The following is a 21046-nucleotide window of genomic DNA, read 5'->3' as shown; positions in this document are numbered from 1 at the left end:
CCTCACCAGCCCGTGTCGTCGAACTGGTCCAGCAGGGCGTCGGTCGTCAGTTGCTCGGCGGCGCGCGCTGAGGGGCCGGCGCGCAGGTACTGTTCGGTCCAGATGACCTTGCCGCCCGGGATGTAGCGAGTGCCCCAGCGCTGCGCGAACTGGGCGACGAGGAAGAGGCCGCGCCCGCCCTCGTCCATGGTGGAGGCGCGGCGCAGGTGCGGCGAGGTTCCGCTGCCGTCCGAGACCTCGCAGATGAGGCTGTCGTCGTCGTGCAGGAGCCGGACCTGGATGGGCGGCCGACCGTAGCGGATGGCGTTGGTGATCAGCTCACTGAGGATCAGTTCGGTGGTGTGGCCGATCTCCTCCAGGCCCCACTCGCGCAGCCGCGCGGCGCATTCCGTGCGGACCGGGGCCACCGCCGCCGGGTCGGGCGGCACCTGCCACTCGGCGACCTGGCCCAGGTCGAGCCGCCGGGCGCGGGCCACCAGCAGGGCGACGTCGTCGGACGGGTGCGCGGGCATGACGGTGTCCGCGACCGCGCGGGCGGTCTCCTCCGGGCTGCTGCCCGCTGTCCCCTCCAGGGTCTCCCGGAGGATCTCGAGACCGGTGTCGATGTCACGGTCCCGGGTCTCGACCAGACCGTCGGTGTACAGCACGAGATGCGCGCCCTCGGGCAGGCGCAGTTCGGTGGTCTCGAAGGGGTGGCCGCCCAGGCCGAGCGGCGGTGAGGCGGGGACGTCCGCGTAGCTGACGGTGCCGTCCGGGTACACCACGGCGGGGCAGTGGTGTCCGGCGCGGGCCAGCGTGCAGGAGCCGGTGACGGGGTCGTAGATGGCGTACAGACAGGTCGCCCCGGCCACCTCCTGGTACTGCCGCACGCTCGCCAGACCGGCGCTGCTGTCCTCGTCGTCGATGCGGACGACCAGCTCGTCCAGGTGGGCGAGCACCTCGTCGGGCGGCAGGTCGAGGGAGGAGAAGTTGTGCACGGCGGTGCGCAGCCGGCCCATCGTCGCGGCCGCGTGCAGTCCGTGGCCGACCACGTCGCCGACGACGAGCGCCACGCGCGCCCCGGAGAGCGGGATGACGTCGAACCAGTCGCCGCCCACGCCCGCCTCGGCCGGCACATAGCGCCAGGCCGCCTCCAGCGCGGAGTGCTCGGGCAGTCCGCGTGGCAGCAGACTGCGTTGCAGGGTGACCGCCATCGCGTGCTCACGGGTGTAGCGGCGCGCGTTGTCGATGGCCACCGCGGCGCGGGCGGCCAGCTCCTCGGAGAAGGACACATCGTCCTCGTCGAAGGCCGGCGAGTCGCCGCTGCGCCAGAAGTGCGCGATGCCCAGGACCACTCCCCTGGCCCGCAGCGGAACGGTGATCAGCGAGTGCACGCCGTACTCCAGGGTGCGCCGCGCGCGGTCCGGGTCGTGGCGCAGCCACGCCTCGGCCCGGTGCAGGTCCGGCTCCAGCACCGCCTGCTCGGCCTCCAGGGCCCGGGCCTGCGGGGAGCCGGCCCGGAAGGTGATCACTTCCCCGACCTCGTACAGCGGCATCCCCTCGGGCCGGTCGCTGACCGTCACCCGCCGCACCCGGCGCTGCGCCTGGGAATCCGGCTCCTGGCCGCGCACGACTTCGTCCAGCAGATCGACCGCGGCCAGGTCGGCGAACCCGGGCACCGCCACCTCGGCCAGCTCCGTGGCCGTACGCGCCACGTCCAGCGTCGTGCCGATCCGCACCCCCGACTCGTACAGTAGTTTGAGCCGCTCCCGGGCCACCTGTGCGCGGCCGGAGACGGCCGACAGCTCGGTCGTGTCACGGAGCGTCACCACGCTGCCCGGCTCGTCACCGTGCGGGGCCGTGGGGCGGATGTTCACCGCCAGCAGCAGGTTCCCGGACAGCCGCACCTCGTCGGTGACGGCCTCGCCGGAGGTCAGCAGCTGGGCCATGCCCTCGTCCAGGCCCAGCTCGGTCACGTGCCGGCGCTCGGTGCCGGTGGGCAGGGCCAGCAGGCGGCGCGCCTCGTCGTTGGCCAGCAACAGGCGCCGTTCGGAGTCGAGGATGAGCACGCCCTCCCGCACCGCGTGCAGCACGGCGTCGTGGTGCTCGTACATCCGTGTCATCTCGGCCGGCCCGAGGCCGTGCGTCTGCCGCAGCAGCCGTCGGGAGATCAGCGCTGTCCCCGCGGTGACGGCGATGAGAGCAGCGGCGCCGGCGCCGAGGATGATCGGAAGCTGCTGGTTGATCATGCCGGTGACACTGCGGATGGCGAGTCCCGCCGACGCCAGTCCGACGATCCTGCCGTCGGAGTCCCGCACCGGGACCACCGCCTGCACGACGTGGATGTCCCCGCCGGTGCGGGGGCCGGTGACCCTCTCGACGGTGGTACGGCCGCGGAGCGAGGGCTCGATCGTGCCGACGAACTTCTTCCCGATCAGTGACGGGTCGGGCTGGGTGAAGCGGATTCCTTTCCGGTTCATGAGCACGATGAAGTCGACGCCCGCGTCCTTACGGGCCGCCTCGGCGCGCGGCTGGAGCACCTTCGCCGGATCGGGGCCCTGTATCGCGTCCGCCACGCCCGGTGCGTGCGCGAACGCCTGGGCCACCGCGACCGACTTCTCCCGGGCCCGGCTGGTCGCGTCCTGCCGCGCTTGCACCACCTGGGCCGTCACCGCGGCGGCGACCAGCAGCAGGACCAGCCCGACCTGCAGAACGAACACCTGTCCAGCCGCGCTGCGCAGACGCAGCAGCGAACGCCACTGCCCTCCGGAGCGGGCCGACTGGCGCTCCGGCCGAGTCCCGGGGCGGCGGAAAGGCAGCTTCATGACTCATTCCTAACACCGCACCCCTCCCCTGGCCGCAGCTACACCCTTTTTGTCACAGCAACCATGCCTCACATGCCGGACCGTGGGGCCGGCTGCACTGCAGCATCGACCGCACTCCGTGCCTGCATGCCGGGCGGAGGGCCCTGGCGTGAGCCATATCACCACAAAAACGCGATTCGGGTGGAACAGGAGCAAGTCTGATGTCGTTGTTCCTGGTGCGGCTGCGGAAATCCGCGGACCGCCTTCGAACAGCCCCGGTCGGCATCTCCCCCCCCACCGGCCAGGGCCTTGCCCCGGTCAGCCTCTCCCCCCAGGCTGGCCGGGGCCTTTCTGCCTCAACGGCGGCAACGGCGTCAACGGCCCTCCTTGAGCGAGACCCGTCAACGCGCCAGGACGACAGAGGTCACGGCGCCATCGGCGTCACGGGCGACCCGCGCGATTTCGGCCACCGCCGCCGCTTCGGTGCGCGCTTCCGTTCTTGACACCTCCGCTGAGTGGCCGTCGCGTCATTCCGCGCGGCCGGCATGGAACAGCCGTCCACACCAAAAACACACGGCAGCTTCACAATTCAGCTCACCGGTACCCACTTCGCCCTCCACTTCGGCACACGCTTCCGCTTCCGCAGCCGCATCCGTATTCGTCAGCGAACGGGCCTCCTCGGGCACCGGGGTGGCCCCGTCCGCCCAGGTTTCTGTCATAAGCACCCGCCACGCCCACGACCGCTGCCGGCCCGCCCGGGACTCGAACTGCAGCGCGATACCAGCAGTCATCTGCTGGCCTGGCACGCGTACTTCAGCACTGCGCAGGACCCTTTTCCGCATTACTGCGCGCATTACGCGGCCTTGGGCGCTCTCGTGGGCAGCGCGCCCGGGTCACGCGTGCTGTCCTCGCTGGTCACAGCTTGCCGATCAGTACTCCGCGCCAGGTCCATCCCGCGTCGAGCACCGTGCTCCGAAGGGGTTCCCTCATCTCCGCGCTGTCGAAACGGAATGTCTGTGTCACCTCGAAGCCGCGCCCGTCCCGTTTGCGACCGATCGTCCACTCAGCGGACCTCTGATTCAACGGCCCGCGCCCGTACTCCCGGGAAACCGGAACGCCGTCGACCCACTGGATTTTCCATTGCTCTTCGAGGACACGGACCTCACGCTCTGCACGGACCAGGCGCAGGCGAATTCGGAGGCGACGACTCAACTGCTTGCTGGCAAAGAAGGATCGCCAGGCCGGCTCCATGAGCCTCCACTCCGCCACCAGGTAATCCTGGTAAGAACTCCCCTCACCACCACCGCGAATAGTGAAGGGAACGTCCGGTCCATTGAGACCGAGCAGCATGGCTTTCAGGTCCTCAGCCGGCTGCGGGGACACATCACTGCGGGGGTGCTTCGTGCCGTTCAGTTTGTCGAAGAAGCCCATCACGCCAGCCTATTGAGCTGCCGGACGCCGGGACAACCGGTGACCGACTGAGCGCGCACGCCGCAAGCCCCTCCGTATCCCGCCGATCCACCTCGACCGCATGCCAGTCGGGGCGGGTCTCCTTTCGGACGCGGGTCCTCCCTCCGGCGCATCCGCGGTACGGAGATCCGGGAGGTCCGGGGCAGGCACGGCAGCACCGCGAAGGTGAGGGCGGCGGCGACGCGCTGCGTATGTGCCGGTGGACGAGGGGGAGATCGCGAGGGCCGGGCGTCGGGAAGCCGGGCGGGGAGCCGCCCAGGGGGCCGACGGCAGCCGGGGGCGCGGCGCCGGTCGTCCGTCCCTGGCACACAGGAGCCTTTGATCACAAGTCCGGAAGGCGACATTTTTTCCCTGCAAGCGACTGCTTGACCCGGTTCCGAGCGAGCTGTTAGAAAACATGCCGTCAAAAGCACGCACCGTCTCCGGCGATGCGCTGCGCCACGGGGGAGTTTCACGGGGGAGTCTTGGGCGATACAGCCATGGGGAATTCCGGCCCCCGTCGAGCCGGAAATGCACGGGTCACAGGTTCATTCCCGTAACGCCGCAGATCGCTGACCCCGTCCGCAAGGCTGCTCACGTTGCGGCTCGGTCCTGCCGGCGCCTTTCTTGCGCACACCCACCTGTCGGTGCCGACGTGCCCCGCACGCCTGCCCGGCTGTCTGCTCTGCCATTTTCGGCCTACTGAACGGTGTGGACGTGAAAGCGTATCTGAGCATTTTACGAATCGGGGACTACCGTCTCCTCTGGTCGGCCCTGGTACTCAACCTCCTCGGTGACGGCGCCACGTACGCGGCCCTCGCCTGGATCACTCTCGACAAGGCCGGCGCGGCGGGCCTCGGTGTGCTGGGTGTCTGTCTGACGCTTCCGGTGATTCTGGGCGGCGCCGTCATCGGGCCCCTGCTCGACCGGTTCTCGCGGCGCAAGCTGTTCATCTACGACTCGGTCTTCCGGGCCGCCGTCGTGGCCCTCGTTCCGGTGCTGGCGGTGACGGGTGCGCTGCACGCCTGGCACCTGTACGTGGTGGCGCTGGTCTACGGGCTGCTGAAGATCATCCCGCTGGCCGGGACGCCCGCCGTGCTCCCTGAGCTGGTCCCGGCTGACAAGCTCCAGGCTGCGTCCGGTCTGGAGGCCACCGCGATGGGGGCGGCGAACGTGCTGGGGCCGCCGATCGGTGCGGGGCTCATCGCCCTCTTCGGCGCCCCCAATGTGCTGGTGCTCGACGCCGCCACCTACCTGCTCTTCGCCTTGCTCATCAGCCGGATCAAGGCTCCGCTCGCCCGTCCCGAACCGTCGGCGGAGCCGGGGGCGAAGGACGCGAAGCCGGGCTGGGCGCCGGTGTTCCTGCTGATCGTGCGGGACCGCTTCCTGCTGGTGCTCACTCTGTCGTTCGGGGCGTTCAACGTCTCGGCCGGGGCACTGGTGGTGGCGATCCCCTGGCTGACCAAGTTCGAGTTCGGCAGCGGCCCCGGTGTGCTCGGTCTGATGCTCGCCGTGATGGCCGCGGGTGAACTGGTCGGCTCCCTGGTCTCCGGCGCCGTGGAGACGTCCGAGAAGCAGATGCTGCGCATCGGCGTACTGCAACTGCTCTCCGGCGCCGTGCTGTTCCTGCTGCTCCCGACGGCGCTGCCGTGGATCCTGCTCGGTCTCGCGCTGAACGGCATACTCTCGGCCCCGATGACGGTACTCGGCGGCGTGGTCCGGATGACCCGGGTGCCCAACGCGATGCGGGGCCGGGCGATGACGCTGATGCGTACGGTCATGGCCGGCGCGCTGCCCGCGGGTTCGGCGCTGGGCGGCGTGCTGCTCAGCGGCAGCCACTACACCGCGCTGATCTTCTTCGTCGCCGCCCTGGCCACCGCGCCGGGCCTGCTGACGGTCGTGCTCTTCCGTGACACGCCCTTCAGACTGGAGGTGACAGCAGCCGATGAACAGCGTGCAGAGCGGGACTCCGACCCGGACGACGCGGGCACCGTCCCCGCAGCTTCCTGAGGGGGCACCCACCGCAGACGACGTGGTTGTGCCCCTCACCCCGGACAGCGCGACGATGCCCACCACGACAGATGACGCGGTGGTGCTCGTCACCGATCGCCCCCGCACCCGGGAAGCGGCCCGCGGCCCCTGGGGCACGGTCCAGCTGGCCGGTGCCGAGGGACCGGCGGCCCTGGCGGCCTTCCTCCTCGTGCTGCACCGCTGGACCGGGCAGCGACGGCTCCGGGTGGACACCGACCTCGCCGACGGCGGCGCGGGCACCCTGACCGTGGACGTGGCCGGAAACGAGCCCGTCGCCTCGCTCGCCACCCGGGTGGCTCGGACGACGCCGACGCCACGCGGCCCGCACAGCGCCACAGCCGTGCTGTTCGCAGACCGCACCCCGGCGGCCGAGAGCCCGGGCCGGGAGCCGGACGCCGGGCCGTACGAACTCTCCCTCGCCCGGAACGGCACCGGTCTGCTGCTCGGCTACCGCGCCTCCCTCTTCGCCCGGGAGACCGCCGAACGCCTCGGCCGCCACCTCACACAGGTGCTGCGGTGCCTGACGGAGCAGCCGCAGACCGCCGTGCGCGAGGTGGGGCTGCTGGACGACGGGGAGCGGGAGCTGGTCCTGCGGACGTTCAACGACACGGCCCGGCCCTACCCGTCCTCGGCCACCGTGCACGAGCTCTTCCGCGAGCAGGCGCGGCGCACTCCGGCGGCGCCGGCCGTCACCTGGCGGGACCGCACCATGAGCTACGCGGAACTCGACGCGCACACCGACCGGCTGGCCGCCGCGTTGCGGGCGGCCGGGGCGCGGAGCGGGGACCGGATCGGGCTGCACACGTCGCGCACTCCTGACCTGCTGGTCGGCGCACTCGGCATCCTGAAGGCGGGGGGTGCCTACCTTCCGCTCGATACGGAGTATCCGGCGGAGCGCACCGAATGGCTGCTCGCCGACTCCGCCGTCGTACTGCTGGTCGCCTCCACAGACCGGCCCCCGCAGTTCACCTTCGCGGGGACGGTCCTCGATCCGTGGTGCGACGCCGACACCGACGCCGGCCCCCAAGCCTCCGCCCAGGATCTCGCGTACATCTGCTACACCTCCGGGACGACCGGACGGCCCAAGGGTGTGGAGGTCACCCACCGCAATGTGGTGCGGCTCGTCCGGGGCGCGGCGTACGTGCGCTTCGGACCGGACATGAGCGTCATGCCGACGGGTTCCATCGCGTTCGACGCGAGCACCTTCGAGCTGTGGGGCCCCCTGCTGAACGGCGGGCGGGTGCATCTGACGGACAGTGACACGGTGCTCGACGCCGGATCGCTGGGCCGGGAGCTGGCCGCGCGGCGCATCACGACCCTGTGGCTGACCTCGCCGCTGTTCAACCAGCTGGTGGAGCAGGACGCGACCGCGTTCCGGCCGCTGCGGGAGCTCGTCGTCGGTGGGGACGCGCTCTCCGCCCCCCATCTGACGAGGGTGATGGCAGCCTGCCCGGAGCTGACGCTGGTCAACGGCTACGGCCCCACGGAGAACACCACCTTCTCGGTCACGCACCGGCTCACCCGGGCCGATCTGGAGCGCATTCCGATCGGACGGCCGATCGCCAACTCGACCGCGTATGTGCTGGACGAGGCGGGGCAGCCCTGCCCGGTGGGCGTGCCCGGAGAGCTGCATCTGGGCGGCGACGGGGTGGCCCGCGGCTATCTGGGACGCCCCGAGCTGACAGCGGAACGTTTCATCAAGGACCCGTTCACCCCGCGCGGCGACCGGCTGTACCGCAGCGGCGATCTGGCGCGCTGGCGCTCCGACGGGGTGCTGGAGTTCCTCGGCCGACGCGACCACCAGGTCAAGGTCCGGGGCTTCCGGGTGGAGCCGGCCGAGGTCGAGAGCGTCATGGCCGGCCACCCCGGTGTGGCGGAGGCCGTCGTGACGGCCAGGTCCCGGCCCGGCCGCAGCGACACCTACCTGTGCGGGTACTACACGGGGAAGGCGGGGCAGCATCCGCCGGCGCCGGAGGACCTGCGGAGCCTGCTCGCCCGCACGCTCCCGGGGCACATGGTCCCCTCCTACCTGGTGCCGCTGCCCCAGCTGCCGCTCAACCGCAACGGCAAGGTGGAGCGAGCGCTGCTGCCCGATCCGGACGGCTCCCATCTGCTGGCCGGGACCGCCTATGTGCCGCCCGCCGACGAGACCGAACGCGTCCTGGTGGAGCTGGCCGAGGCCGCTTTGGGCATCAGCGGAATCGGAGCGGCCCACGATCTGCGGGAGCTGGGCGCCGACTCGCTCACGGCGACGCTGCTGGCCGCCGGAGCCCGGCGGCGGCTGGGCCGTGCGTGCCCGGTCAGCGCCGTGCTGCGCTGCGGCACTCCGGCGCGGCTCGCGGCGCTGCTGCGTGACTCCTCGCCCGTCGAACGGGGTACCCAGATCCCGCCCGCGCCTCGGCGGGAGACGTATCCGCTCACTCCGCAGCAGCGGCAGCTGTACTTCGAACAGCTCAAGGACGAGCGCGCGGTGCACTACAACGTGCCGGTCACCCTCGCGCTGCCGGCCGACACCGACCCGCTGCGGCTCGCCATGGCGCTCAGACAGCTGGCCACGCGCCACGACGCGCTGCGCACCCGGTTCGTCACCGAGGGCGGCGGCGTCCGACAGCGCGTCGAGCCGGCCGTCGACGTGCCGGTCCGGGTGGCCGAGGGGCCGCCGGGACCGTTACGGGGGTTCGTCCGCCCCTTCGATCTGGGCCGGGCCCCGCTGTGGCGGGCCGAGATCAACCGGACGGCCACGGAGGTGACGCTCCGCCTCGATCTGCACCACATCGTGGTCGACGGGTTCTCCCTGGCGCCGCTGTTCGCGGACCTGGCGGCGCTGTACGGCGGCGAGGAGCCGCCCCCGCCCGGGCTCCAGTACCGCGACTACGCCGAGTGGCTGGCCGGGCCGGCCGGTACTGCGTTGCGTACGGCCCAGCGGGCGTACTGGCAGCAGGTGTTCGTCACCCCGCCCGACCCCGCCGACCTGCCGACGGACCACCCTCGCCCTGACCTGCGGTCGCTCGACGGCGATGTCGTCACCTTCGACCTCGGTCAGGTACGCACCCGACAGCTGCGCGGGCTGGCCCACGACCACGGCGTGACGCTGTTCGCCGTGCTGGCGTCCGCGTACAGTCTGCTGCTGGCCGGACTCAAGGGCACCGGCGACGTCACGGTAGGGGTGCCGGTCTCCGGCCGTACGGCGCCGGGGCTGGAGGCGACGGTCGGCATGTGTGCCGGGACGGTGTGCCTGCGTTCGGCGCCCGAACCCCAGGTGCCCTTCGGGTCCTTCCTGCGCAGCACCGCGCAGGCGGCCGAGGACGCCCTCGCCCATCAGGACTTCCCCTTCGAGGACCTGGTCTCCCTTGCCGCGCCGGTGCGCGACTACAGCCGTACCCCGGTCTTCGACGCGCTGATCGCCCTGCACAGCGGGCGCTATCTGTCGGTGGACTTCCAGGGCGCCAGGGTGCCGCTGCGCCTGGAACAGACCGGCCAGGCCGTCTTCGACCTCAACATGCAGATCTACGAGGACACCGGCACCCTGCGGGTGGCCTGGCAGTACGCCGCCCGGCTGCTCCGCCGCGAGACGGTCGAGGGCTGGCGTGAGAGCTTCACGGCTCTGCTGGACGCGATCGTGACGGACCCCTCGGCTCCGCTCGGCTCGCTTCTTCCCGCGCTCGACGCGGCACCATCCCGGCCGGCACAGCCGGCACCCGCCGCCTCGGCCTCGGGTGCGGCCGTCGCGTCCGGATCAGGCACCCACTCCGATCTCACTCCCGACTTCGACTTCGATCTCTGATCTCCCACCGCCGCTCGTCGCCCCGCCTTCGCTCCGCGACCCACCTTCGCTCGACGGGCCGCCTCCGCTCACCGAGCCGTTCCAGCCCTTCGAGTGGGCTTCTCACCACAAGTGCAGGAGACATCCATGCCTCTGCTCGCATCCGAAGCAGCATCCTCCGCACCCACCCCGCAGGCCGCGTACTGGCGATCCCAGTTGGCCGCACTCGCCGAGACCTCCGGCTTCCTGCCCGACTTCCGTCCCCCCACGACCCCGGACATCACCCCGGCGGCGGACGCGGACGACAGCGCCGGGCGCCACGCCACTCTCACGGTCACCCTGGGCAGCACCCTCACCGGGCGACTGGACCGCATAAGCCGCGGCCGCCCCGAGATGCTCTGCGTCGTTCTCGCCTCCGCGCTGGCCGCACTGCTGGGCCGCTGCACCGGCCAGGAGGAGGTGGCCGTCGCCCTGCCGAAGCGGGGCGCCATCGCCCGGTTCGCCGCCGGTCCACTGCTGATGCGTACGGACCCGTCCGGGTCACTGCGTCAGCTGCTGACCCGGGTGGGCGATGCCCTGCGGGAGGCCGAGCGGCACCAGAACTGCGACGTGGCCTCCCTCGCCACCGAGTTGGGGCGCCCCGGGGCCTTCGACACCGGTCTCGCGCTCGACGGCTTCCATGAGCCGGGGTTCGTGGCGCCCGGCGTCATGGTCAACGTCGCCCGGCGGCACGGTGAACTGTCGCTCACCCTCGCGTACGCCACCGACCGCTTCGCCGAGGAATCGGTGCGCCTCGTAGGCGCCCAGTACGCCCTTCTGCTGGAAAAGGCCACGGACGAGCCCGACCGGCCGGTGCAGACCATCCAACTGTGGACGGCCGAGGACGAGAAGACCGTCGCGGCGGCCAACTCCACCGAGCGCGGCTTCGACACGCACGCCACCTTGCACGGACTCTTCGCCGAGCAGGCAGCGCGCACCCCGGAGGCACCCGCGCTGCTGACGGAGGACGGCACCGTCACCTACGGCCGGCTCGACGCGCGCGCCAACCGATTGGCGCGCACTCTGCGGGAGCGTGGCATCGGCCCGGGCTCGGTCGTGGCGCTGCTCACTGAGCGCTCCCCCGAGCTGCTGACGGCCGTGCTGGCGGTGCTGAAGGCGGGCGCCGCCTACCTGCCGGTGGACCCGTCGTATCCGCAGGCCCGCATCGACCACCTGCTCACCGACAGCGCGGCCGGGCTCGCCCTCCACCAGAGCAGGTTCAAGGCGCTGGCGGGCTCCACCCCGGTCCTGGACATCGAGGACCCGGCGTCCTACGCGGCGTCCGCTGAGCCGCTCCGGGAGACCGGCGGCGCGGAAGATGTCGCCTACGTCATCTACACCTCCGGGTCGACCGGCCGTCCCAAGGGCGTGCTGGTCGAGCACCGCAGCGCCGTCAACCGGCTGCTGTGGATGCAGCGCGCCTATCCGATCGGCGCGGACGACGTCGTGCTCCAGAAGACGTCCATCTCCTTCGACGTCTCCGTGTGGGAGCTGTTCTGGTGGTCGTTCACCGGCGCGGCGCTCGCGCTGCCGGCCCCGGGTGTGGAGAAGGACCCGGCCGCGCTGCTGGCCGCCATCGAGAAGCACCGGGTGACCACGATGCATTTCGTGCCGTCGATGCTCAGCATGTTCCTGGGCCATCTGGACCGGTTCGGCGGCAGCGGCGCGACCCGCTGTCTGCGGCAGGTCTTCGCCAGCGGTGAGGCGCTGGCTCCCGCCCAGGCGGCCCGGTTCGCCGAACTGGTGCCCCAGGCCGGGCTCGTCAACCTGTACGGACCGACCGAGGCGACCGTGGACGTCACCCACCAGCCCGTGGAAGGTCTCACCGGCCGAGCGCGGCTGCCCATCGGCCGGCCGATCGACAACGTCCGGCTGTATGTGCTGGACGGCGAGGGACGGCAGGCTCCGGTGGGTGTGCCGGGCGAGCTGTATGTGGCCGGTGTGGGCGTGGCCCGCGGCTATCTGGGCAGGCCCGAGCTGACCGCGGAGAAGTTCGTGACCGGTGACGGGGTGCGTGCCGCCACCGGCGAGGAGCGGCTGTACCGCACCGGTGACCGGGTCCGGCGGCTGCCCGACGGCAGCCTCGACTACCTGGGCCGGGTCGACGAGCAGGTCAAGGTACGGGGTTTCCGCGTCGAGCCCGGCGAGATCGAGGAGCGGCTGCGCACCCACCCCGGGGTGCGGGAGGCGGCCGTGGTCGCCGTCGACGACGGCTGGCAGACCTCGTTGCGGGGCTTCGTCGTGCCCAGCGACGCGATGACGGGCCAGGCGACCGAAGCGGAGCTGAAGGAGCATCTGCGGGCCGCGCTGCCCGCGTACATGGTGCCGGGCCGGATACGGGTGCTGGACGAGTTGCCGCTCACCCCCAACGGGAAGCTGGACCGGGCGGCGCTGCGCAGCCCGGACGCGCTGCGCAAGAAGGCTCCCGCTCATGTCGCGCCGCGCAACGCGACCGAGGAGGCGCTGGCGCGGATCTGGCGGGAGGTGCTCGGTCTGGAGAAGGTCGGGGTGCACGACAACTTCTTCGCACTGGGCGGCAACTCGATCCACTTCGTGTCCGTGCTGGCCAAGTCCCGTGAGGCCGGGCTGGACTTCACCTTCCAGCAGCTGTTCCGGCACCAGACGATCGCGCTGCTGGTGGCGTCGATGGAGGAGCAGTCCGGCTCGGCGGCGGCGAGCGTGCCGGACGTCGCGGCGCGCGGCGCCTTCCGACCGTTCGAGCTGATCGGCCCGCGGGACAGGGAGCTGCTTCCCGAGGACGCCGAGGACGCCTACCCGCTCTCGATGCTGCAGGCAGGGCTGATCTTCCAGACCGAGATCACCGGCGGGCTGGGGCAGTACCACGACGTGCTCAGCTACGCGGTCACCGGTGCCTTCGACGCGGAGGCGTTCACCGAGGCCGTACGGCTGCTGACGCTGCGGCACCCGATCCTGCGGACCACCTACCACCTGACCGGGTACAGCGAGTTCCTGCAGATCGTGCACCGCGAGGTGGAGCCCCCGCTGACGATCGAGGACCTGCGCCACCTGGACCGGGCCGCGCAGGAGGTCTGGCACGAGGAGTGGCTGGCCCGCGAGAAGTCCCGCCGGTTCGAGTGGGAGCGGGGCGGTCTGGTCACCCTGCACATCCAGGTGCTGGATGACGAGCTGTACCGCTACACGGTCAGCCAGCACAATTCGGCGCTCGACGGCTGGTCGATCTCGCTCCTGCACACCCAGCTGTTCGAGCTCTACCACCAGGTGCTGGAGCGCCGGGACACCACCGTGCGCCCGGTCGACAACCATCTGCGCAACTTCGTCGGGCTGGAGACCGAGGCGCTGCGCTCCGAGAGCTCCAGGGATTTCTGGCGCGAGGTCATGGCCGATCCGCACCCGGCCGACGTACCCCGCAGGCCGGGCGCCGTGGAGACCGCCGACTTCCGTGTCGTACTGCGGGACGTACCGCTGCCGGCGGGGCTGACCCAGCGCATCGAGGCAACGGCGGACGCGCTGTCGGTACCGGTCAAGGACGTCCTGCTGGCCGCCCACATGAAGGTGCTCAGCCTGGTGTCGGGACAGCGGAAGGTGATGACCGGCTACGAGCACAGCGGCCGGCCCGAGCTGCCGGACGCGGAGACGACGCTCGGACTGCACCTGAACACCGTGCCGTTCCAGGTCGAGGTGGCCTCGGGCAGCTGGGCCGAGCTGATCCGGCGGGTGTACCGCGCGGAGCTGGCACTGCTGCCCCACCGCCGCTACCCGATGGCGCAGATGAAGCAGGACCTGGCCACCCAGCGGCAGCTGTTCTCGACCACTTTCAACTTCACCCACTTCTATCTGCTGAAGAACCTGCGGCACCTGCCGGAGTTCTCGCTGCTGGAGATGCGGGTGGACTCCGAGACGGAGTTCCCGTTCCGTACGGAGTTCTCCCGCAGCTTCGTCGACGACGAGGTGCAGCTGTGCCTGCACTACCACACGCATCTGTACGGCGAGGAGCAGATCGACCGGATCGGTGGCTACTTCGTGCGGGTCCTGGAGCTGATGGCGGCCGAGCCGGACGCGCCGCACGAGGCGCACCGGTTCCTGGCCGAGGAGGACCTGGCTCTGCTGAACGGCGACGCCCCGGCCGGGGGCCGGCCGGAGCCGCTGTCGCAGTCGCAGTCGCAGTCGCAGTCCGGGCCCCAGCCGCAGTCACATTCGCAACCGCACCCGCAGCCGGGCGCGTCGGCGTCCCACACGACCGTCGCGCGGATCAGGGCGGCCTGGCAGCACGTCCTCGATCTGCCCGAGGAGGAGATCGGCGAGGAGGACGACTTCTTCGCACTGGGCGGCAACTCGCTGTCCGCGCTGCGCGTCGTGCTGGAGCTGGACGGCCTGGTGACGCTCTCCGACCTGACCCGTCTGCCCCGGCTGGGCGAACTGGCAGCGCTGGTGGACAGCGGCGGAACAGTGGAGGGCGAGGAGGAGGAACTGCTGCAACTGCTTTCCTCGACCGCCGAGGGCGCCCAGGCCGCGGTGGTGTGCGTGCCGTACCCGTGCGGGCATCCGGTGAACTTCAAGCCGCTGGCCGAGGCGGTGGAGAAGCGCACCCCTGATCTCGCGGTGTACGGGCTCGAACCGCCGGGCCACAGCCCGAGCCGCCCCGGCCGCTTCACCGACGTGACCGAGACGGTGGAGCGGACGCTGGCTCAACTCGAGCAGAGGCCCGAACTGGCCGACCTTCCACTGATTCTGTGGGGCCACTGCGGTGGCGCAGCGGTGACGGTCGAGCTGGCGCGGGCCCTGGAGGAGCGCGGGTTCGACCTGCGGCAGGTCTTCATCGGCTCCAAGCTGCTGCCGTCGGCGGACGAGATGCGCGAGTCGATCGAGATGATCGAGAGCTGGAGCGACGACGACATCATCACCTACATGGTCGAGGAGACCGGCTACACCGAGATGGACGGTCTCGACCGCCGCTACACCTCGTTCATGGGCGACCTCTTCCGGCACGACGTGTGCGGCGGCTACCGCTACTTCATCCACCTGACCGAGAACGACCCTGGCTGGCGGATCGAGGCGCCGCTCACCGTCGTGGTCGCCGGGGACGACACCGGCCTGGCGCACGCGGCCGAGGAGTACCGCTGCTGGGAGCGGGTGGCGGACCGGGTGGGCTTCCACCGACTCGGCTCCGGCGGCCACTACTTCGTGCGGGGCAACCCCGCACAGACGGCTGAGCTGATCGAGCGGACGTGGGCGTCCGCCGCAGAGTTGGAGGGCTGACATGCCTGTTCCCGTATCCGGGCCGATCCCCGTGCTGTGCTTCCCCTTCGCGGGCGCCGGGGCCTCCGCGTTCCGCCGCTGCCAGGAGTACGGCAGCGACACCGTCCTGATCACACCGGTCCAGTTGCCGGGCCGCGAGGAGCGGTTCGGTGAGCCGCTGTACACCGACGTGACGGCCGCGGCGGACGGGCTGCTGCCCGAGGTGCTCGACCAGTTGTCCGGCAGGCCCGCCGTGGCGCTGTTCGGGCACAGCCTCGGCGCAGTGATCGCGTACGAGATGGCGCACAGGATCGCCGCGCTCGGCCACCCCCAGGTCGTCAAGGTGTTCGTCAGCGGCTCACCCGGGCCGTGGACACGGCGCGAGAAGCGGGCCACCGGGCTGTCCGACGAGATGTTCCTTGAGCAGGTGCAGGAGTTCGCCGGCTACACCCACCCCGCGCTGGCACACCCCGAACTGCGGGAGATGCTGCTGCCGCCGCTGCGGGCCGATGTGGAGATGCACGAGAACTATCTGGCGCCGTCCGAGAAGCCGCTGAGCGTCCCTGTCGTCTCGGTCCGGGGCGCCGAGGACGGTCTGGTCTCCCGTGAGCAGGCAGCCGAATGGGAGAGCGCCACCTCCCAGGGCTGCCGACAGGTCGAACTGCCGGGCGGGCACATGTATCTGGTCGACGACCCGGCCGGGCTCGTGCGCCTTCTCGACCAGGAGCTGGCCTCGCAGGGGGTGGGGCTGTGAACGGAGCGCTCACGGCTCCCCTGCCGGACGGAGTCACCGCAGCGGGAGCGCTCGCGGGCAAGGCAGCGCTGATCACGGGCGCCGCACGCGGTATCGGCCGGGCCTGCGCACTGACGTACGCGGGCGCCGGGGCTGATCTGCTGCTCACCGACATCGGCCACGACCTGGACGGTGTTCCCTATCCGCTGGGCAGTGCCGGCCAGTTGGCGCACACCGCCCGGCTCTGCCGGGAGCTGTCCCCCGCCTCCGTGGTGGCCACAGCCGAGGCGGACGTACGCGATCTGGACGCCGTGCGCGCGGTGGTGGACGGTGCCCTGGACCGGTTCGGGCGTCTCGACATCCTGCTCAACAACGCGGGCATCGCGGCGCCCTCGGGCAAGACCGTGCACAACATCTCGCCCGACGAGTGGGATCTGATGCTCGATGTCGATGTGTCGGGGGCCTGGCGGATGATCCGCGCGGTCGGCGCCGCTCTGACCGGCCAACGGGCGGGCAGCATCATCAATGTGGCCTCGACCGCGGGGCTGGTCGGCTACCGGCACTTCGCGGGCTATGTCACCGCGAAGCACGCGCTGATCGGGCTGACCAAATCGGCCGCGCTGGACTTCGCGCCCTTCGGGGTACGGGTCAACGCGCTGTGCCCCGGCTCGGTACGGGACGACGACGCGGCCGAGGGGCGGATGCTCAGCGAGATCGCCCGCTCCTTGGACGTACCGGTTGCCGAGCACCAGGAGACCTTCCTGGCCGCGCAGCCGATGAACAGGCTGATCGAGCCGGAGGACGTGGCCGGAGCCGCCGTATGGCTCGGCTCGGACGCATCGCGCCAGGTGACGGGCTCGACGGTCACCGTGGACGGCGGGTTCACCAGCCGGTGAGCGGCGGCGAAATCACCACGTACGGCAGGGATCACGGGGACAGCGGGGAGACGAGGACGATGAACGACACCGGCAGGCTCTGCCAGGCGCTCGCCCTGCGCCTGCACTGCGGGGCCGAGTCCGAACGCCTGCGCGGAAATCTGGCACGGCTCGCGAACGGCGCACGGCTGTGGGTGGAGGAGATCCCCGACGGCGCCGACAGCCGGCTCGCCGAGGTGCGCCGCGAACGCGAAATGTCCCGGCCGGCCGACCCACGCACCGGGCCGGGGGCACGGGCGGTGCTGCTGCGGTACGCCGACGGGACGGAGGAACTCGTCGTGGTGGCCCACCGGGCGGTGGCCGAGCCGTACGACCTTGCCAGGGCCCTGCTGGGCGAGGCGGCGGGCCTCTCGGTGCGGCCCGCGGAACAGACAGCGGAGCGGGAGGCGGAACTGCGGGCCGCCCTGGCAGAGCTCGACCGTGGCCCCGCGCCGGAGTGGGGCCTGGGTGAGACCGGGGCCGCGACGGTGGGGCACCGGAGCTTCGCGGTCCCGGCACACGCCGAGGTGCCCACCGAGGCGCTGCTCCGGGCCGCGCTCGGGCTGGTGCTCGCCCGTTGCACCGGGCAGTCCGAAGTGGTGGTGGGCAGGGACGCCGAGCACTCGGTGGAGTTCTCCGCGGCACCGTCGCAGACCGTGGCGGAGTACCTGGAGGTGGCCGGCGGCGCCGGGCCCGGGTCGGGCCGCGCCCCGGTGGTCGGGCTGACGGTCGCTCCGACGGCCGAGATGATCAGCGGCGACGGGGTGAAGGCCGAACCCTTCGAATCGAGGCCGTTCCTCGCTCCCGTGCACCCGATGTCGCTGTACCTCGCCGGCGACGGCTCCACCGTGCTGAGCGGAAGCTGCGTCCACCGGCACGCGGCGTTCGGCGACGCGGCGGTGGAGTGGTTCACCGGCATGCTCACCACCGCGCACCGGGCGCTGGTCACGGCGGCCCCCGACACGCCGGTGGGCGAACTGTCCCTCTTCGACGACGAGCGGCGGCAGGAGCTGGCCGAACTGGGCGGCCTGGGGCAGGATCTGGCCGTGCCCCGGGAGCGGATCGAGGAGGCCGTACGACGCCGTGCCGAGCGCACCCCGGACGCGGCCGCGGTCACCTGCGAGGGGGAAACCCTCACTTACCGGCAGCTCGACCGGCGCGCCGACAGATACGCCGCTGGGCTGCGCGGTCACGGAGTGGCGCCCGGCGACCGGGTGGGCGTCTGCCTGGAGCGGTCGCTCGACCTGGTGGTGGTCCTGCTCGCGGTGCTCAAAGCGGGTGCCGCCTACGTGCCGATGGATCCCGCGTACCCGGGCGAGCGGCTCGCCTTCACCGCCGAGGACGCCGGGCTGCAGCTCGTCGTCACTCGGTCGGAGAGCTTCCCGCGGCTGGAGGGCGTGCTTCTGGTCGGCCCCGCCGCGCTGGACGGTCCCGGCCGGGCCCGGCGCGGACCGGGGCAGCCGCGGGACAGCGGCACACCGCCGCGCGTCTCACCGGACGGCGCCGCGTACGTCATCTACACCTCGGGATCGACGGGCCGTCCCAAGGGCGTCGTCGTACCGCACCGCAACGTCGCCGCACTGCTCGCCGCCACCGAGGGGGACTTCGCACTCGGCGGGGAGGACGTGTGGACGCTCTTCCACTCCAGCGCCTTCGACTTCTCGGTGTGGGAGATCTGGGGCTGCCTGATGACCGGCGGAAAGCTGGTGGTGGTGCCGTACTGGGCGTCCCGCGATCCGGCCGAGTTCGCCGCGCTGCTGGAGCGGGAGCGGGTCACGGTGCTCAGCCAGACGCCGAGCGCCTTCGCCCAGTTGGCACAGGCCGACCGGGAGAGCCGGATCACCGGCTCGGTGCGGCTGGTCGTCTTCGGCGGCGAGCCCCTCGACACCCGGCCGTTGCGCTTCTGGCTGGACCGGCACCCGGAGCGGGACTGCCGTCTGGTGAACATGTACGGCATCACCGAGACCACCGTGCATGTGACCGCGCAGACCGTCGACCGCCGTGCGGCGCTGAGCGGTTCGCGTTCGGTGGGCCGGCCCCTTCCCGGCTGGCATGTGTACGTCCTCGACCCGGAGGGCCGTCCACTGCCGCCGGGTGTGCCGGGTGAGATCTGCGTCGGCGGCGCTGGGGTGGCCGGACAGTACCTCAACCGCCCGGAGCTGACCGCACAGCGTTTCGTCCCCGATCCGCATGCGCCCGGGCTGATGTACCGCAGCGGTGACCGGGGCCGGCTGCTGCCGGACGGCCGCCTGGAGCACCTGGGGCGGCTGGACAACCAGGTGAAGCTGCGCGGTTTCCGCGTCGAACTGGACGAGATCCGCGCCCGGCTGCTCGACGCGCCGTCGGTGACGGCGGCGGCCGTGGTGCTGCGCCAGGGCCAGGAGGCGGACACGGCCGGTGCCCGGCTGGACGCCTATGTCGTCCTCCGCCCGGAAGTGGCGGATCAGGCGCGCACGGGCGCCACGGAGGAGGTACGGCAGCACGCCGCGCGCTTCCTGCCCGCGCACATGGTGCCCTCCACCGTCACGGCGCTGCCCGCGCTGCCGCTGACCCCGAACGGAAAAGTGGACGCGGAGCGGCTGCCGCTGCCGCTGGAGGGCAGGTCCGACGGTGCGGAGGAGGAGCCGGCCGGAGCCGGGGACGACGTCGCCTCGCGGCTGCGCGCGGTGTGGGAAGAGGTCTTCGGCTTCCGCGTCGGCCTGGACGACGACTTCTTCGCGCTCGGTGGCAACTCCCTGCTCGGAGTGCGGCTGCTGGCGGCGCTGAAGGCGGCCGGGATGCCGGGCTTCCCGTTGCCGCAGCTGTATCTGCACCGCACTGTGCGCCAACTCGCCCCGCTGCTGGCCCAGGAGGGAGTCTCGGCATGACGCTGGTGCTGATCGGTGCGGGCTCACAGGTGTACCGCGAGTATCTGCTGGCTTCGGTCGCCACCGCGTACGACATCCACCTGCTCGCCGAGCGTGCGCCCACCTGGGAGACGCCGTATCTGTCGGGGCACACGGTGGTCGACACCTCCGATGTGGCCGCCATGGCGGCGGCTGTCCGTAAGCCCGCCGTCGAAGGGGTGCTCACCTGGGACGACACCCGCGTCGTGCACACGGCGGAGCTCGCCGAGCTGCTCGGTCTGCCCGGCAGTACCTCGCGGGCCGCGCTGCTGTGCCGGGACAAGCGCGCCACCCGCACGGCTCTGGACGCGGCGGAGGTCCCACAGGCCCGCTCGGAGCTGGTCACCTCGCTGCCGCAGGCCCGGGCCGCGGCAGCGCGGACCGGCTATCCGCTGGTTCTCAAACCGCGCGCGCTCAACGCGAGTACCGGTGTGGTGCGGGTGACCTCGGCGGACCGGCTGGCGCGCTGCTTCCGGCTGGCGCGCGGCGCAACGGCGCCGGGCGCCGTGGAGGTGGCGCCGGGCGACGTCCTGGTCGAGGAGTATCTGGACGGGCCCGAGATCAGCGTGGACGCGGCCTGGTACCGGGGCCGGATGGCGCCGGCCTTCGTGGCGCGGAAGGAGTGCGGCTTCCCCCCGTACTTCGAGGAGACGGGCCATCTCGTCGACGGCTCGGACCCGCTCCAGGACGATCCCGCGGTACTGGACGTGGTGCGGCGGGCGCATGCGGCGGTCGGGTTCGACACCGGGTGGACCCACACCGAGCTGCGGCTGACCACCGAAGGGCCGAAGGTGGTGGAGATCAACGCGCGGATCGGCGGCGACCGCATTCCGGACCTCGGCCGGCTGGCACTCGGCACCGACGCGGCGCTGACCGCGGCGCGGGTGGCCTGCGGCGTCGAACCGGACCTCGGACCCGACCGCCGCCGCGCTGCCGGGGTGCGCTTCCTCTACCCGGAGGCGGACTGCCTCGCCCGCGAGGTGCGGACCGACCAGGCCGCGCTGCCGCCCGCGGTGACGGAAGCGCTGCCGATCGCCCTGCCGGGCCAGGAGCTGCGGCTTCCGCCGCACGGCCAGGTGGCCGGAAGGTACGCGCTGGTGACGGCGGTCGCCGAGACGCCGCAGGAGTGCCATGCCGCCCTCGACAAGGCCACCGAGGCCGTCCGGCTGGAGGTGCTCAGGCCGCTCACCGACCGCCGCTCCCCCACGGTTTGACGGCCACCGTCCTCCCCC

9 protein-coding genes are annotated in these 21046 nt (G+C 71.8%); 7 read left to right on the top strand and 2 right to left on the bottom strand.

Annotated features, from left to right (window positions below; translation table 11 throughout):
- Positions 1-2 precede the first annotated feature (2 nt).
- Both JW592_RS06230 and JW592_RS06225 read right to left on the bottom strand, forming a co-directional pair.
- Positions 3-2804 carry a SpoIIE family protein phosphatase gene (locus JW592_RS06230; RefSeq protein WP_209263888.1) on the bottom strand — a complete coding sequence of 934 codons (2802 nt, stop codon included), beginning with the start codon at positions 2802-2804 and terminating at the stop codon, positions 3-5.
- 894 nt (positions 2805-3698) lie between these two features.
- On the bottom strand, positions 3699-4214 hold the full coding sequence (locus tag JW592_RS06225) for a hypothetical protein (RefSeq protein ID WP_209263887.1): 516 nt from the start codon (positions 4212-4214) through the stop codon (positions 3699-3701).
- Positions 4215-4949: 735 nt separating this feature from the next.
- Between JW592_RS06225 and JW592_RS06220 the strand changes: the two genes are divergently transcribed.
- From JW592_RS06220 to JW592_RS06190, 7 genes are all read left to right on the top strand, one after another.
- The gene (locus JW592_RS06220; protein WP_307805306.1) at positions 4950-6242 is read left to right on the top strand and encodes an MFS transporter; all 1293 of its coding nucleotides are present in this window, start codon (positions 4950-4952) and stop codon (positions 6240-6242) included.
- A gap of 55 nt (positions 6243-6297) precedes the next feature.
- Positions 6298-10047, top strand: a complete 3750-nt coding sequence (locus tag JW592_RS06215; RefSeq protein WP_229375279.1) for a non-ribosomal peptide synthetase — start codon at positions 6298-6300, stop codon at positions 10045-10047.
- Positions 10048-10173: 126 nt separating this feature from the next.
- Positions 10174-15303 (top strand): non-ribosomal peptide synthetase, encoded by a 5130-nt coding sequence (locus JW592_RS06210; RefSeq protein WP_209263884.1) that lies wholly within the window; start codon positions 10174-10176, stop codon positions 15301-15303.
- A gap of 1 nt (position 15304) precedes the next feature.
- The gene (locus JW592_RS06205; protein WP_209263883.1) at positions 15305-16036 is read left to right on the top strand and encodes a thioesterase II family protein; all 732 of its coding nucleotides are present in this window, start codon (positions 15305-15307) and stop codon (positions 16034-16036) included.
- Complete coding sequence (locus JW592_RS06200; RefSeq protein WP_307805305.1) at positions 16033-16911, top strand: SDR family oxidoreductase; 879 nt, start codon at positions 16033-16035, stop codon at positions 16909-16911. The genes JW592_RS06205 and JW592_RS06200 overlap by 4 nt, the downstream gene beginning before the upstream one ends.
- A gap of 59 nt (positions 16912-16970) precedes the next feature.
- Entirely contained in the window at positions 16971-19796 is a 2826-nt protein-coding gene (locus JW592_RS06195; protein ID WP_209263882.1) for an amino acid adenylation domain-containing protein, read from the top strand.
- Complete coding sequence (locus JW592_RS06190; protein WP_209263881.1) at positions 19793-21028, top strand: ATP-grasp domain-containing protein; 1236 nt, start codon at positions 19793-19795, stop codon at positions 21026-21028. Before JW592_RS06195 ends, JW592_RS06190 begins: the two co-directional genes overlap by 4 nt.
- The last annotated feature ends 18 nt before the right edge of the window (positions 21029-21046 follow it).

The organism is Streptomyces spirodelae, assembly GCF_017676385.1.
GTDB lineage: Bacteria > Actinomycetota > Actinomycetes > Streptomycetales > Streptomycetaceae > Streptomyces > Streptomyces spirodelae.
The sequence above is the reverse complement of the archived record's forward strand: the minus strand, read 5'-3'. Positions and strand labels throughout refer to the sequence as shown.